This window comes from Rickettsia japonica YH, assembly GCF_000283595.1.
In the GTDB taxonomy this organism is placed as follows: domain Bacteria; phylum Pseudomonadota; class Alphaproteobacteria; order Rickettsiales; family Rickettsiaceae; genus Rickettsia; species Rickettsia rickettsii.
Window position 1 is genome coordinate 243,897 of sequence record NC_016050.1, and the last position, 15,706, is coordinate 259,602.

Here is a 15,706-nt window from a genome sequence, read left to right on the forward strand (position 1 = left end):
TTTATTACTATAAATACTTCCCTTCTAAATATCTTATATACACCTCAGGGCTAATTTTTTCCTCACCGCTAGCACTTTTTAATAAATCGGCTGAATTTTTTAACGAACCGAGATTTCTAAAATTCTTATTTAGATAATTATTTAGATTACTAAAATCACCCTTTAATATATCATCTTTTATATTTGAATGCATCTCTTTTACTTTTTTCATCACCATTGATGCGATAATTGCACCGTTTGTATAGGCGGGAAAGTAACCGAAATTTCCGTGTGACCAATGAATATCTTGAAGACAGCCGTTACTAAAACTTACCGGTTTAACGCCTAAATATTCCTGCATCTTACTATCCCAACAGTTTGGTAACTCATCGAGATTCAAGTCGCCATTGATAAGCATTTCCTCTATCTCAAAACGTAATATTACATGCATCGGATAAGTTACTTCATCTGCATCTACTCTTATAAAATCAGGCGTAACTCTTGTAATTTTTCTATATAAACTTGCCGCTGAATATTCTTCGCTTTTAAAAGCAAATTCGTCTCTAAGTAATTTAGCTAAAAATTCGGTAAATTCTCTTGATCTACCTACTTGCATTTCCATAAATAAAGATTGGCTTTCATGGAAGGCCATACCTTTAGCAAGCCCAACCGGCTGCCCTTTATATATTTCCGGTAGATTCTGCTCATATAAAGCATGTCCTGTTTCGTGAATAATTCCCATTAAACTGCTTATGAAATTATCTTTATCATACCTAGTAGTTAAACGTATATCGTTTGGCGTTCCACCACAAAAAGGATGAGTCGATTCGTCTAATCGTCCTTTTGTTAGATCAAACTGCATAATTCCCATAATGCGTTTTCCGATACGCTTTTGCATTTCAGGAGCTAGTTTGCTGTGTTGTACTAGTTCTTTCTCGGTTTTCTGTTTTTCTAAAACTTTATTTATGAGCTGCGGAAGTTTTTTTTTAAGTACTGAAAAAACTTGTTTGATCTCGCTACTTTTTCTGCTTGGATCAAACATATCTATTAATGAGTCGTATAATCCGCAATTAAAAGCATCTGCTCGTACTTTAGCAACTTCTTTCGTATAATCTAAGACTTTTTGTAAGTGTGATTTAAATAAATTATAGTCGTTATGTTTTCTTGCTTCTCGCCAAACAAGTGCGGCTTTAGTAGTAGCTGCTACCAATTTCTTTTGTAGCTGCTCGTCAATACAATTTGCATCTGTTACTTTTCTCTCAATCTCTCTAATATTACCATTCTGCCATTCATCAAGGTTCTTTGATTCTTCTTTTGCTTTGCTAAGTAGCTCCTTTAGAATAGGAGATTTGAGCATAGAATGAACTAGCGACGTTAAAGTTACTATTTCGTTTGTCCTACTCTCACCTGAACCCATAGGCATATTTACGGCAACATCCCAGTATAATATGCTCAAGATATTATTAAAATGTGAGATGGTTGCAAATTCGTTTTCTAATTTTGTGTAGTTGTTGTTCATATGTTCCCTATTATGTCATTCCCGCGAAAACGAGAATCCAGTAAAACCTATAAAAAACTTATTTTTTATAGGTTTATTTGTTAATTAATATGTAATTTCTTATAGCAATATTAAGGTTATTTGTCTGGATTCTCGCTTTCGCAGGGATGACATAAAAACCGTACCGCTAGTGCCTATTACAAATGCAACAACTCCTTTGCTGCTTTTAAACTTGCTTTGGTGATTGTTTTACCTGAAATCATGCGGGCGAGTTCCTCCTGTCTTTCAGATAAATTTAAAGCTTTTACCGTTACTTTCGTTTCTTCCTCTAGCTGTGTTTTCTCGATTTTTATATGCAAATCCGCTTTACCTGCTACCTGCGGTTGGTGCGTAATAACTATTACTTGAGTAACGCTACTAAGTTTTTTTAATCGCTCACCTACTTTATCTGCGACCTCTCCGCCAATCCCGACATCTATTTCATCAAATATAATAGATGGCTTTACCATTTTATCAAACAAAGAAGTTTTTAAAGCTAACATGAATCTTGATAATTCACCGCCGGAAGCGATTTTATTAATTGCTGCAGCTGCCGTTCCCGGGTTAGTAGACGCTTTAAACACAATATCGTCATTCCCGTCAGCTGTTGGTTCTTTAGCATTTATCTCAATCTCAAAAATTGCTTTCGCCATTTTAAGCTGTTTTAGCTCCTGATGCAACGATTCTTCTAGATGTTTTGCAACAATAAGACGCTTTGCAGATAAATTACTCGCTAGTTCATAATATTTTTTCTGCAGTAGTACTTCTTGAGCTTTCAACTCATTACTATTTGCTATTTTGTTTTTTAATATACTAAGCTGCTCTAAAGATTTATCTAAAAATACACCTAACGCATCAGCAGGAACATTATATTTACGGCTAATAGCTTTTATTAAAAATAATCTTTCTTCTGTTTCTTCAAGATTATATTCCTCATAATTGAAACTATCTAACAGATTTGATAATTCTTGGCGTGCTTCTTCTAGATTATTATAGGCTTCCTCTAAACTTGTAACGATAGCTTCAAAACGCTCATTGTTGCCTTGCCTTGCTAATAATTTCGTTGCTCTATTAATCGATGTATTTATTTCAGGGTTATTAATCTGTTCTAGAATATCTTTTATTAGCTGTAAATCCTTATCTTTATTTTGCAAATCTTTTCGTAGATTGGCTAATTTTTCTTCTTCACCTGTTTGAATGTTCAGTTTAGTTAATTCTTCCGTTGCAAAGCTCAAATAATCAATTTCTTGTTCTATAGCATTTTGCTTAAGTGTTATTTCGGCCATTTCTTTCCGAGTATTTTGCCAAGTCTGATAGCATTTGGAAAGCTCCGCTCGAAAGTCTAAAAGATTTCCATAACTATCTAAAATATCACGCTGCGTATTTGCTTCTAGAAGAGAAATATTATTATTTTGTCCATGAAGCTCGAATAAATAAGTAGCTAACTGCTGCATAAGAGCTTTAGTAACCACTTGATTATTAATGAAAAAATTTTTTCGTCCTTCGGCTTTTTGCAGACACTTTACAAACAATAACTCTTCAGGTTCAATAAAATTTTGAATCAGAAAATTTTTTATTTCTTCATTTAAAGAGAATATTATATTAACAACAGCGTAATCTTTTCCACGCTTTATTATATTATTTAAAGTTTTATAACCTAAGCAAAATAAAATAGCATCAAGTAAAATAGATTTACCGGCTCCCGTTTCACCGGTAATAACACATAAACCTTTATTAAACTCAATTTCCAGATCGTCTATCAGAATGAAGTTTTTAACTGAGAGACTGTAGAACATATGCCGCTTAATTTTGGTGGTTCTGAACTAGCCTGTACGCATAACTATACCATTGACTCTCAGGATAGTTGTAACCTAGCACTGAGGCATATTTTTTTGCTTCATCCGGAAGTCCGAGCATCATATAACTCTCGGCTAAACGGTAAAGAGCTTCTACCGAGTGAGAAGTAGTTTGATAATTATCAATTACCTCTTCAAATCTATTTATAGCTGCCATCGGATTCTTTTTCTTTAAGTAAAACCGACCTACCATCATCTCTTTACCTGCTAAATGATCGTTTACTAGGTCAATTTTTAAAGATGAATCAATAGCATATTTAGTATTTGGGAATTTTGCTATTATGTCTTCAAAACTATCTTTAGCTAGGAAAGTTCTAGATTGATCATGATTTACGTCTGAAATTAACATATAATATGATAATGCTTTAAGGTAATATGCATAAGCAATGTCAACATTTGCAGGGTGCAAATTAATGAACATATCAAGCACATCAACCGCTTCTTCATATTGAGCGGCGAGAAATAAAGAATAAGCCTGCATCACTTCGGCTTGCGGCGTCATTTCATTACCTGGATGCTGGTAAAATATTCTTCCGAATTCTTCTGCAGCTTTCTTATATTTTTTCTTTTCCAATAAGGTAATACCTTCATTATAAAGGGTAGGGATAGGGACTACTATGTCATCACTGGTTTTTTTGTTTTTGCACCCGCCTAAAACTAACCCTATAACTAAAAGGGTACTCAATAATTTTGTTAATTTCATAAGAACTTAAATTCAGTTAATAACTAAATATACATATAGGCTTATAGAATTTCAAGGATTCAATTTAAAATCTCACAAACTTATAAATTAGACCTATTCAGAAACTCGTTTATAAGGAGGCATTTGAGGGAAACACAAAACGCAGAACCGCAGCGTACACTTGTACGTAAGGATTCGAGTACCGGATCGACGTACAAATTACCCCTAGAAGTAGAGTTTCTGAATAGGTCTATATTCTTGGACTTATTTCTCTACCCAATGTCCTTTATCATTTTTATGGTATTTTTTTCTACGGCCGACCATGCTACTTTATGTGCAACTGTCTCTCTAGAGTCATTTCCACGTCTTTTATCGGCATCCTTATATGGTTCAAATGCCATGATTAAAAGCTTCGCGATAAATATCCTTAGCATGGATCGGAAGATGATTTTTAACTGAATCAGGTAAATCGTTATTATTTTTATAAGGCATAAGAACCTCCGGTAATATTATGCAAATAATATTTTATAATATTGGAGGTTTCATTTCTATAGGAAAGGTAAATAAAATTTACGACCACAGACTTTTCATTTTATTAAAAAAGCTGCCGTCATTTTCTTTTTCATTTATGGATTCTTTTTTGAATTCTTCTAGTAATTCACGTTGTCTTTTAGATAAATTTTTAGGTACTTCGACATGAATATGCGTAAGCATATCACCCCTAATAGTTGATCTCATTTTAGACATACCTTTGCTGCGTAGCCTTAATTGATCCCCGTTTTGTGTGCCTGCAGGAATTGTTAAGTTTACTTTTCCGCCTTCAATTACCGGTACTTCTATCTCTCCTCCAAGAGCAGCATTCACAAAACTAATAGGTAGTTTACAATGTAGATGTGCTCCGTCTACTTTATAAATATCATGTGGTTTTATTGTTATATCAACGTATAAATCACCGCTATTACCGCCTCTAATACCTGCTTCCCCTTCTCCGGTATGTCTTATTCTAGTACCATTTTCAACACCGGCAGGAATGTTTACCGATAAATTTCGTTGTTTATGGTAACGTCCCATGCCATGACATTTCTTGCAAGGATTTTTTATAATGTGTCCGTTACCTTGGCATTTATGACAAGCTTGTTCGATCGTAAAGAATCCTTGCTGCATTCTAGTTGCTCCAACACCGCTGCAAGCATCGCAAGTAGTTATGGTTTCACCTTTTTCAGAACCGCTACCGTGACAAGTATCGCATTTTACTGCGCTAGCAAAGCTAATATTTTTTTCTATACCGTGAAATGCTTCCTCTAGGTTAATTGTCAGATTATATTTTAAATCTGAGCCTCTAACTTTAGCTGAAGTTGGGCGTGATGATCTTCTGCTGCCTCCCATAAAGTCGCTAAAGAAGTCACCGAATATGTCGTTAATATCAGGGTGAAAACCGCCATGATTTCCTCCTCCCCCTCGTGATTGTTGATTTTGAAAAGCATCGTGTCCCAAACGGTCATAAGCAGCTCTTTTTTGCTCATCTTTTAGAACATCATAAGCGGCATTGATTTCTTTAAATTTCTTTTCAGCATCTTTAGCATCAGTAGTATCAGGGTGATATTGCTTGGCTAGCTTGAGGTAGGCTTTTTTAAGGTCAGTTTGGCTAGCTGTTTTACTAACCCCTAGTATTTGGTAATAATTTTGTGACATAATTTAATTTATAAAATGAGATTGTAACGTCATTACGAGGAAAATTACATAGTAACTTGACAAAGCAATCTCAGGATATTTAACGAGAGTGCCACGTCGCTTCGCTCCTCGCAATGACGAAATTACTTCTACTTCTTCTCTACATCTTGAAAGTCGGCATCTACTATTTTTTCATCATTAGCGGCACTTTCTTCAGCAGGTTGGCTCTCGCTTTGTGCTTTATACATCGCTTCACCGATTTTCATGCTAGCTGCAGTTAAACTTTCGGTCTTTTCTTTAATCAAAGCAGCATCTTCCGACTCAAGCACTGCTTTTAAAGCGGCTAGTGCTTCTTCAACAGCTCCTTTATCGTCTGATGATAATTTATCGCCATATTCTGTAAGAGTTTTTTCAGTAGAATAAACTAAACTATCGGCAGCATTTTTTGTTTCAATAAGTTCCTTACGCTTTTTGTCTTCATCAGCATTTTGTTCGGCATCTTTAACCATTTGTTCAATTTCCGCATCGCTAAGACCACCGGAAGCTTGAATAGTTACTTTCTGCTCTTTACCGCTTGCTTTATCTTTAGCTGAAACATGCACTATTCCGTTAGCATCAATGTCAAACGTTACTTCTATTTGCGGCAAACCTCTTGGTGCAGGAGGTATACCTTCGAGATTAAACTGACCAAGTAATTTATTATCTTTTGCCATTTCACGTTCACCTTGGAATACTCTAATAGTTACGGCATGCTGGTTATCATCAGCAGTTGAGAATACCTGACTTTTCTTAGTAGGTATAGTAGTATTACGATCGATTAATCTTGTAAATACGCCGCCAAGAGTTTCAATGCCAAGGGATAGAGGTGTAACGTCTAATAATAATATATCCGTTACTTCTTTATTAAGTACTCCGCCTTGAATAGCAGCACCGAGAGCTACAACCTCATCGGGATTTACGCCTTTATGAGGCTCACGTCCGAAGAATTTTTTTACGGCTTCTTGTACTTTCGGCATTCTAGTCATACCGCCTACTAATACTACTTCTTGAATATCAGAAGCTTTAAAACCTGCATCCTGTAATGCTTTACGGCAAGGCTCAATTGTTTTTTCAATTAAATCATCTACTAATTTTTCTAGTTCAGCTCTAGTAAATTTAATATTTAAGTGTTTTGGACCGCTACTATCAGCCGTAATATAAGGTAAATTAATATCGGTAGTGACTGCAGAAGATAGCTCTTTCTTAGCTTTTTCCGCGGCTTCTTTCAAACGTTGAAGTGCTAAAGGATCTTTACTTAAATCTATACCGTTTTCTTTTTTGAATACATCTATTAAATGGTTTAATATTCTTGTATCGAAATCTTCACCGCCAAGGAATGTATCGCCGTTTGTTGATTTCACTTCAAAAACACCGTCAGCGATCTCAAGAATTGAAACATCGAATGTTCCGCCGCCAAGATCGTATACTGCAATAGTTTTACTTGTCGATTTCTCGAAACCGTAAGCAAGAGCTGCAGCAGTCGGCTCGTTGATTATTCTCAGGACCTCAAGACCTGCTATTTTACCGGCATCTTTTGTTGCTTGACGCTGTGCATCATTAAAATAAGCAGGTACGGTAATTACTGCTTGTGTTACTTTGTCCCCTAAATAATTCTCAGCAGTTTCTTTCATTTTTTGTAAAATGAATGCACTAATTTGACTTGGTGAATATTTATTATTATCCGCTTCGACCCATGCATCCCCGTTATCGGCTTTAACTATATTATACGGTACAATACCTTGGTCTTTCCTGACCATAGGATCGATAAAATTTCTACCGATTAATCGCTTTACCGCATATATAGTATTGCGAGGGTTAGTTACTGCTTGCCTCTTAGCAGATTGCCCGACTAATTTTTCGCCGTTTGCAAAAGCTATTATTGACGGCGTAGTTCTTTCACCTTCTGCATTTTCTATTACCTTTGGTTCTTTACCTTCCATGACCGCAACACAAGAGTTGGTAGTCCCAAGGTCGATACCTATTACTTTTCCCATAAGATTCCTCGTTTTCTTTTTTTTATTTTATTATGACTTTTGATTTGATATAGTGCGGCTTAAATGATTTTACAAGAGGTGACAATGAAAAAACTACCGATTTTACTAAAACTTTTATTTATTATTAATTTAGTTGTCCTAAATAATATAGTTTTAGCATCTAGCGAAACAAGCACTATTATATTTGAAAAAGCAAAGAAAGCAATCGTAACGATCGATACTAGAATTGCCGTATCGGCATATGACGATACAAGTAGTTGGACTGGAACGGGATTTATCAACGATAAGAACAACGGTTATATAATTACTAATACTCATGTTGTCGGCGGTGCGTCTATCGGAACTTATTTTGTTACTTTTTATAACGGTGAGCAGGCAGAAGCAAAACTTATCTATTACGATATTTGGCAAGATTATGCCGTTTTAAAAGTAGAGAGTAAAGATATACCGGCATCAGCAACGCAAATATCTTTTGCAAGCGAATTTCCAAAATTAAATCAAAAGGTTTTTGTAGTCGGTAACACAGAAGCAAAAGGTTTTTCTTTCCATACCGGTTATTTGTCTGATCTTTATAATATTGAAGGTTTAATGCCGCAATGTACTTATGTTATTAATTTAAATACTACAGGAGGTGCTAGCGGTTCACCGGTATTAAACGATAAGATTGAGGCTATAGGAGTATTATATGGTGGCGGTAAAACTCATTCTCTAGCGCTGCACGGTGATTATGTAGCTCGCACTTTAGAAAGTTTAAAGAATAATAAACAACCAGGCAGAAAACATATAGGAATAATAAGCGAGTTATATTCTTTAAATAAAGCAGTGAGACATCACAATTTCCCTAAAGAAGAAATGGATAAATATATAAAGAAATTTCCTGATAGTAGAAATAGAGTGATAAGCGTTAAGGCAGTTCTAGCCGGATCACCTGCCGAAAAATCTTTAAAAGCCGGTGATATTATTTGGGCAGTTAATGATAAGGAACTCGGCGGCAATCTAGCATTATTTGATAGAGAAATGGATAATTTCAAAGGAATCGCTATTAAACTTACTATATTTCGTGACGGAAAAAAGCTAGAACAAGCAGTAGATTTATATGATGTGAACAATAATAAAATCGCTAAAATGATAAATTTCGGCGGTGCAGTATTTTTTGAAGCCGATGATTATTTTAGTAATAAATCAGGTATTCCGCTTAAAGCTCTAAGTATAGCTTCCGTTCAATCCGGTAGTAGCTTTAGCTCTATACCAACGTTTTTTACTAAAGATTATAAAAATGTTTATAGATTGCAAATTTTTGAGATGAAAGATTTAGCGTTAAGTAATCTTGATGATTTGGTGAAATTCTTACCTGCTATTACTAAAGAGAAGTTTATAACGGTTAGATTTAGAAATTATCAACCTTATTATGCTAATTTCGGTTATAATGAACTTATCTCGTCGCATGATGATATGATTGCTGATGTAACTCTAGATTCTATAGATACTAAGCCTTATATGTTAAAGTATAATACTATTTCTCATGATTGGGATATGGAAAATATAAAACTTCAGTAATTAATGACATTGTGATAAATTAACAATTCTTAATCAATGAAGTAATATATAATTCAACTTGGTTTGTTGCGTTATTATTCTTAAATTTATAATCTTATATTTTAGGAGCATTAATGACTAAAGAACAAATACTACAGTCGATAAAAAAAACATCTTTTTTTAAGTTTTTTACAAAAAATAGTAATAACTCTAATACTCATGATTCACTAACATCACCACGTTCAGATGATGATGATATAGAGAGGGATGTTTCTAAAAAAGAAGCTTCTTAAGAAAATTCAAAGCATTAATAGACAAGAATGATGAAGCTGCACTAAAAGCATTTCTATTTGATAAAAATAATAAGTATATCTTACATGATGCGGTTGAGGATAAAGAATAAACATTAGTTGAAAAAATATTAGAAATATTGCAAAATTGTGAACGAGATATTATAGACCGGCTTAATATAGAACCATGGCATGGTTGGGCAGAAGATATGCACAAATATTTAGAAGATGATATGTCTATAATCGGAAAAAATAAGCATACAATAATGGAGCTTGTATAAAAATTTTGTAAATTATCGGACAAGAATCTTCCTTGTAAATTTAACATAGAGTATTAGATTTGCAAGGAAGATATAGAGAGTTCTTTAATAAAAAACGGTAAGTATGTAAAACTTACCGATTAAATTTAAAGCTTAAAAAATTATAATTCAGTGATAGGGATATACTTGATACTTCCATCTTCTCCTATCAATGGGTAATACTTTGTTTGAGTGTTATAAGCATCATAACTAATTGATGTTTGTGATGATAGTGTTTGTGCTAATATTATCAATTTTTCTTCATATAACGCAAAAGATTTTTCTAAGTCCTCTTTTGTAATCTTTACAGTTTTAGCTTCATCTGTATTTACTTTGAGTGTTTCAATATTTTCTGTTAAGCTATATTTTGTTAAAGTTACTTTTTCTAGTAGGGGAAAATATGTTCTTATTTTTACCAATGCTATGCGTATTTGTATTAAAATATTTAGAACAAGTTTATTTAATAACATCTAATACCTTAAAAATTTTGAAGTGGCAGCATACAAGTCTCACTTATTGATGTCAACATAATTAAATATTAATAAATGCTCATTATTATAATTGCTCATTATTATAATTTTCTTTCACAAAATCGAAATAAACTGTTATTAATATAAAAAACCAATCTTAATCTAATATATGCGTTCTTTATTTGTAATAATTATATTCTTTCTAATGAGCAGTTGTAAATTAAAACCGGTATATAGTGAAAAATACAGTAGAAATAATGATTTAGAAGCTATTGAAGTTGAACCAATTCAAACAATTGAAGGGGCTGAGTTTTATCATCGTTTAACTAGTATTTTACCTCAGAAAGCACAAGCAAAATACCTGCTTAAAGTAAAGCTTATCGCAACAACTATGCCTGCTACTATTGAAAAAAACTCCAATGTTTTAAGGGAATATATTAATCAATTAGTTAGATATAAATTAATTGATATAGAAAGCCAAAAGGTTTTAATTGAAGAGAAGTTTTACCAAAACACGTCATATAATGCTATTTTTACACCATATGCGACAAATGTTGAAAGAGATAAAACAGGAATAGACTTGGCATATCAAGCAGCAGAAGAAATTCGTAGCAGATTAATTTTATATTTTACACGGAAATAGTTAAGCTATGAAATTTTATTTTTCACAAATAGGTAGATTATTTGAACTAATAACATCCGGAAAGATTAGAGCTCTTTTACTATATGGTCCTGATAAAGGTTATATAGAAAAAATTTGTAAGCATTTAGTAAAAAGCTTAAATATGCTACAAACTTCTATAGAATACGCAGATCTTAATATTTCATCTTTAGAAATATTACTTAATTCGTCTAATTTTTTTGGTCAAAAAGAATTAATTAAAATTAGATCGGTTGGGAATTCAATTGATAAGAATTTAAAAATAATTCTAAACAGGGATTATATAAATTTCCCTGTATTTATAGGTGAAGAAATGACTTCTAGTGGGAGCATTAGAAAGTTTTTTGAAACGGAAGAATATTTAGCGGCAGTTGCTTGTTATCATGACGATGAAGCAAAAATTGAACGAATTATTTTAGGTAAAGTAGCAAAAACTAATAAAGTTATAAGTAAAGAAGCTATTACTTATTTAAAAGCTCATTTAAAAGGTGATCATGATTTAATTTGTAGCGAAATAAATAAATTAATATATTTTGTTCACGACGCACGCGAAATTACTTTAAACGACGTTCTAGAAGTTATAAGTAGCGAAATTACGGCAAACGGCAGTGATTTAGCAATGTATTTTTCAAAAAAAGATTATAGTAATTTTCTGCAAGAGCTTGATATATTAAAAAAACAAAATATCAATGAAGTTTTAATTATTAGAGCATTAATAAGGCATTATTTAAATTTATATATAGTGTTGTCGAAAGTAAAAAACGGTGAGCGTTTGGAACTCGCAATAAAATCATTATCACCACCGATTTTCTATCAGTATATTAATGATTTTACGAAGATAGCAAACGGTCTTAGCCTCACTGAATGTCTAAAGACTTTAAAAGTGCTACAACAGGCAGAAGTGGATTATAAGTTAAATCCTGCTAGTTTCGATTTATTCCAAAGTATACTCCAAAGTAAATGAAGAGTAGACGAAGTTTAATTTGGAAAAGAGCAAGGAGACTATAAGGTGAGGAGCGGAGCGTATACTTAATACGTGAGCACCGTAGCTTTTATAATATGATGTAGCCAATTTTTCAAATTAAACGAGTATACATTATGCCTAGACCTGATTTTTCTGACCCTGACAAACAAATTCACGAGATAATTAGAGTTAATCATGCCGGAGAATATGGTGCAAAAAGAATTTATCAAGGACAGCTAAAATATATTAAATCTCAAAATGATCATATATTGATTAAAGAAATGCTTGACCACGAAGAAGTGCATTTAAATTATTTTGAAAAAAAATTACTGGAAAAAGAAATAAGACCCACGTTTTTATTATTTTTTTGGCATCATTACGGATTTTTACTTGGTGCTTTATCTTCCTTGATGGGAATAAAAACGGCGATGCTTATTACCGAGAGTGTAGAAGAAGTAATAGAAAAACATTATGAACAGCAAATAAATTATTTAGAAAATAAAAATGTTGAGCCAGAATTATTAAATAATATTATTAAATTTCGACTTGATGAAATTGAACATAAAAATATTGCTATAATGAATGATAGTACTGAGGCAATATTTGCAGAAATAACTAGTAAAATAGTGAAGATAATTTGTCGTATCTCTATAATTTTAAGTAAGAAAATTTAGAGTTAACAACTTAATTAGTTAAAAAATCTAGAAATATTTTACTTCTAAGATATTAAGAAGATAATAAAAAAATATTAATAATATTATTAGAAATGGTGATGCAAAGAAAAACTTTTTTTAAATTTGTTCTTTATTTTTTGCATTTGTATTTTTTAGAATTAATAAATAAAGGTGCCAGGGGTTAAGTTCCGTTGCTGTAAGACAACAACCTCCATTATACTTCATGATTTTACTCACTTATAATAATAGACCCCTGGCATAACTTAATATTAAGTTTTGACAGATTGGTCTTGCAACAATGGAGCTTAAACATTATTAGCGGTCTATATATTAGTTGAATAATATAAAGAGTCAAGAGATTTTAGTTGTCATTGATAATAAATAATGTAATTCTGAGTTACTGGGTATATTTTCTATATAATCTGTTTCTAGCATTTGCTTTTACATCAATAATAATTTATATTTATTTTCACTCATGCGAACATGTGAATAGCAGATTACTTTTGTAGTTTGTTATTGGTGATAATTAGGAAATATAAAATAACAATATGAGTCAAAAGATAATTTTAAATAATTCATATTCTATTACTAAATCGCACTTATTCCATATAGTAGACCCAAGCCCTTGGCCCGTCCTAACATCTTTTGCTTTACTTCTTTTGGTTATAGGCGGCGTCTCGTTCATGCATGGCTACAAATTTAATATATATATTTTATCTGCAGGGATTATTTCAGTAGGTTACTGTTTATATTCTTGGTGGAGAGATATAGTGAAAGAAGGAATAGTCGAACATCAGCATACTAGTCCTGTTAGAAAAGGTTTACAAATAGGTATGGCGTTATTTATCTTAACGGAAATAGTATTTTTTGGTGTATTTTTTGCTTCTTTTTTTAAATCAAGTCTATCACCCGTAGGTCTTTTAGACGGTGTATGGGTTGTCAAGCAGGGCATTTGGCCTCCACCTACAATTAAAACTTTTGAGCCGTTTGATATTCCTTTTATCAATACTTTAATACTACTCTTATCAGGCACTACCATTACTTGGGCTCACTACGCCTTAGAAGAAAAAAATCAAAAAGATTGTGTAACTGCACTTGCTCTTACCATATTGCTTGGAATATTTTTTACAACTATGCAGGCATATGAATATTACCATGCGGCGTTTAAATTTACAGATGGTATATATGCTTCTAATTTTTATTTAGCCACAGGTTTTCATGGAGCTCATGTAATTATAGGTACTATATTTCTAATAGTTTGCTACTTTAGAGCAAAAAGAGGAGATTTTACTACAGAAGGTAATGGACATTTAGGGTTTGAATGTGCTGCATGGTACTGGCATTTTGTAGATGTGGTTTGGTTATTTTTATTTACGTTTGTTTATATATTTGGAAGTTAAATTATACTATATGTGATTATAATATTACTTAAAATAAGTATTTTTAAAATATTTTTGCATATTAATTAAAATTGCATATATTTAGGAGTTGATTTATATATAAATAAATTATACATTATTTTTTAAATGCTAATTATTTTATTGAGGTAAAACATATGAACTTTCCTATTCGTAAATTAAACGAAGAATTAATCGATTATAATCTATCATTACGCATATTATTTACTATTCTAAGCGTGGCTATTATTATGGTAGCTTTTGATAGCTTAGGTAATAATGCCGGCGATCCTGTAGGTGAGGCATTATGTAAGTTAATTAAAGTATTCAGAGGCAATACTGCAAAAGGTATAGCTGTTGTCGGTATAATTGTTCTGGGAATTCAAACATTAAGAGGAAAATTGCAGTGGGAAGTAGCTTTAGTGGTAGTTACTGCAATCATTATATTATTTAAAGCTCCAGATATTGTTAATATGGTATCAAGTGATACTAATAGCTCAAGTTGTGGTGTTTCCTAATACACGAAAAAATTATTATATCTATTAGTAATACCCATAAGCTTCGGCTTATGGGTATTTTTATTTTTAAGTGATGTTGTTGCATAGCCCCTATGTCATTCCCACATGGCATCGTTGCGTAGGTCGAAAAATGCGTTAGGTGTTATAATGTGGCTTGACTCTCTATTGTATGAACGTTTAGTATGTCATTCCTGTAAAGGTAGGGACAAGACGACCTTAATATAGATTACATATTTAATAAAAATAAACATATAAAAACAAGTTTTTATATGTTTTTCTGGATTCCCGCCTACGTGGGAATGACATCAATTGCCTTTATACTTAAGTCAACTGCAACATTCGTACAATACTCAATAGTGTTTTAATTGTTTTGATGGATCACGTGGTTAAACCACGAGATGACAGTGGATTTTGTAGGTCTATGCAACAACATCCTCACTTAAATAAAAGTCCTAATCTATTACCTATAACAATATCAATATATTTTGCTGTAATAGGGATCCCTTCAATATTCATTTCTAGATATATTGCTTGTTTTGCAGGATTTTTGTTTGTAGTTTTGTAATTGATACATATTCATCTAAAGCTTGATTATTAGTATCTATTACTCTCACTTTGATTATAGGATCGGAAATTAAATAATCAGACTCATTAGATAATTTATAAAATATCTTCATACCGCCTATATGACGAGATTTGCCTAAATTAATTTCTTCTATCTTTAATTGATCATATTTACCTAAGAATTTAAAGCTATCTATTAGTAATATCACTAAACAAAAAATTATAAAGCTAGTCCATAATATTGGAAATATATTATATTTTTTCTTAGTAGGAATATACGGTAAAATAACCGGCACATTAGCATTGTAATGATTTTTAATAGGAGTTTTAATAGTGCCCGTGTTTACTTTATCTTTAAAGTCATTTAATGTACTATTATTATAGTCTAATTTCTGATACCACAAATGGCTACATTTGGAACATTTTACTCGTCGTCCGTTAATACCTATTTGATTGCTTGTAACAATAAATCTTGTTTGGCAATTTGGGCAAGTAATATGCATAGTTAATTATAATTGTTATGTTTGACTTTATGATAATCTCATTTATTATTTTTGGCAATAAAACAGTTAAAA

16 protein-coding genes and 2 pseudogenes are annotated in these 15,706 nt (G+C 32.2%); 9 read left to right on the forward strand and 9 right to left on the reverse strand.

Features of this window, described 5'->3' with window-relative positions; genetic code table 11:
- Positions 1–7: 7 nt before the first annotated feature.
- The 3 genes from RJP_RS01255 to RJP_RS01265 all read right to left on the reverse strand — a co-directional run bounded on the left by RJP_RS01255 (position 8) and on the right by RJP_RS01265 (position 4,075).
- Positions 8–1,498 carry a carboxypeptidase M32 gene (locus tag RJP_RS01255; RefSeq protein ID WP_014120562.1) on the reverse strand — a complete coding sequence of 497 codons (1,491 nt, stop codon included), beginning with the start codon at positions 1,496–1,498 and terminating at the stop codon, positions 8–10.
- A gap of 176 nt (positions 1,499–1,674) precedes the next feature.
- A complete protein-coding gene (gene recN / locus RJP_RS01260; RefSeq protein WP_014013936.1) occupies positions 1,675–3,312 on the reverse strand; it encodes a DNA repair protein RecN in 1,638 nt (545 codons plus the stop codon).
- A gap of 7 nt (positions 3,313–3,319) precedes the next feature.
- Positions 3,320–4,075 carry an outer membrane protein assembly factor BamD gene (locus tag RJP_RS01265; RefSeq protein WP_014013937.1) on the reverse strand — a complete coding sequence of 252 codons (756 nt, stop codon included), beginning with the start codon at positions 4,073–4,075 and terminating at the stop codon, positions 3,320–3,322.
- 107 nt (positions 4,076–4,182) lie between these two features.
- Here RJP_RS01265 and RJP_RS10155 point away from each other — a divergent pair.
- Positions 4,183–4,294: pseudogene (locus RJP_RS10155) on the forward strand (palindromic element RPE1 domain-containing protein); the annotation flags it as partial.
- Positions 4,295–4,326: 32 nt separating this feature from the next.
- Here RJP_RS10155 and RJP_RS10160 read toward each other — a convergent pair.
- The 4 genes from RJP_RS10160 to dnaK form a co-directional block, all read right to left on the reverse strand.
- Complete coding sequence (locus RJP_RS10160) at positions 4,327–4,455, reverse strand: hypothetical protein (protein WP_004996545.1); 129 nt, start codon at positions 4,453–4,455, stop codon at positions 4,327–4,329.
- Complete coding sequence (locus RJP_RS11520; RefSeq protein ID WP_081497880.1) at positions 4,445–4,546, reverse strand: ChaB family protein; 102 nt, start codon at positions 4,544–4,546, stop codon at positions 4,445–4,447. Before RJP_RS11520 ends, RJP_RS10160 begins: the two co-directional genes overlap by 11 nt.
- A gap of 78 nt (positions 4,547–4,624) precedes the next feature.
- Positions 4,625–5,746: a molecular chaperone DnaJ gene (gene dnaJ / locus RJP_RS01275; RefSeq protein ID WP_014013939.1), complete on the reverse strand. Its 1,122-nt coding sequence runs from the start codon at positions 5,744–5,746 to the stop codon at positions 4,625–4,627.
- Positions 5,747–5,874: 128 nt separating this feature from the next.
- Positions 5,875–7,758 carry a molecular chaperone DnaK gene (gene dnaK, locus RJP_RS01280; protein ID WP_014120563.1) on the reverse strand — a complete coding sequence of 628 codons (1,884 nt, stop codon included), beginning with the start codon at positions 7,756–7,758 and terminating at the stop codon, positions 5,875–5,877.
- Between the two features lie 63 nt (positions 7,759–7,821).
- Here dnaK and RJP_RS01285 point away from each other — a divergent pair, with 63 nt between their 5' ends.
- From RJP_RS01285 to RJP_RS09525, 3 genes are all read left to right on the forward strand, one after another.
- Positions 7,822–9,315, forward strand: a complete 1,494-nt coding sequence (locus tag RJP_RS01285) for a S1C family serine protease (RefSeq protein ID WP_014120564.1) — start codon at positions 7,822–7,824, stop codon at positions 9,313–9,315.
- A gap of 113 nt (positions 9,316–9,428) precedes the next feature.
- Complete coding sequence (locus RJP_RS09520; protein WP_167535732.1) at positions 9,429–9,587, forward strand: hypothetical protein; 159 nt, start codon at positions 9,429–9,431, stop codon at positions 9,585–9,587.
- Positions 9,588–9,724: 137 nt separating this feature from the next.
- Positions 9,725–9,865, forward strand: a complete 141-nt coding sequence (locus RJP_RS09525) for a hypothetical protein (RefSeq protein ID WP_014120565.1) — start codon at positions 9,725–9,727, stop codon at positions 9,863–9,865.
- 140 nt (positions 9,866–10,005) lie between these two features.
- Here RJP_RS09525 and RJP_RS01290 read toward each other — a convergent pair whose 3' ends face one another.
- A complete protein-coding gene (locus tag RJP_RS01290; protein WP_014120566.1) occupies positions 10,006–10,353 on the reverse strand; it encodes a hypothetical protein in 348 nt (115 codons plus the stop codon).
- A gap of 169 nt (positions 10,354–10,522) precedes the next feature.
- Between RJP_RS01290 and RJP_RS01295 the strand changes: the two genes are divergently transcribed.
- The 5 genes from RJP_RS01295 to RJP_RS01315 all read left to right on the forward strand — a co-directional run bounded on the left by RJP_RS01295 (position 10,523) and on the right by RJP_RS01315 (position 14,567).
- Positions 10,523–10,996 carry a hypothetical protein gene (locus RJP_RS01295; RefSeq protein ID WP_014120567.1) on the forward strand — a complete coding sequence of 158 codons (474 nt, stop codon included), beginning with the start codon at positions 10,523–10,525 and terminating at the stop codon, positions 10,994–10,996.
- Positions 10,997–11,003: 7 nt separating this feature from the next.
- On the forward strand, positions 11,004–11,978 hold the full coding sequence (gene holA / locus RJP_RS01300; RefSeq protein WP_014120568.1) for a DNA polymerase III subunit delta: 975 nt from the start codon (positions 11,004–11,006) through the stop codon (positions 11,976–11,978).
- Between the two features lie 134 nt (positions 11,979–12,112).
- Entirely contained in the window at positions 12,113–12,652 is a 540-nt protein-coding gene (locus RJP_RS01305; RefSeq protein WP_014013946.1) for a demethoxyubiquinone hydroxylase family protein, read from the forward strand.
- Between the two features lie 548 nt (positions 12,653–13,200).
- A complete protein-coding gene (locus RJP_RS01310) occupies positions 13,201–14,052 on the forward strand; it encodes a cytochrome c oxidase subunit 3 (RefSeq protein ID WP_014120569.1) in 852 nt (283 codons plus the stop codon).
- 155 nt (positions 14,053–14,207) lie between these two features.
- Entirely contained in the window at positions 14,208–14,567 is a 360-nt protein-coding gene (locus RJP_RS01315) for a TrbC/VirB2 family type IV secretion system protein (RefSeq protein ID WP_014120570.1), read from the forward strand.
- 435 nt (positions 14,568–15,002) lie between these two features.
- Here the strand turns inward: RJP_RS01315 and RJP_RS01320 are convergent.
- Positions 15,003–15,634: pseudogene (locus RJP_RS01320) on the reverse strand (MJ0042-type zinc finger domain-containing protein).
- Positions 15,635–15,706: the final 72 nt, after the last annotated feature.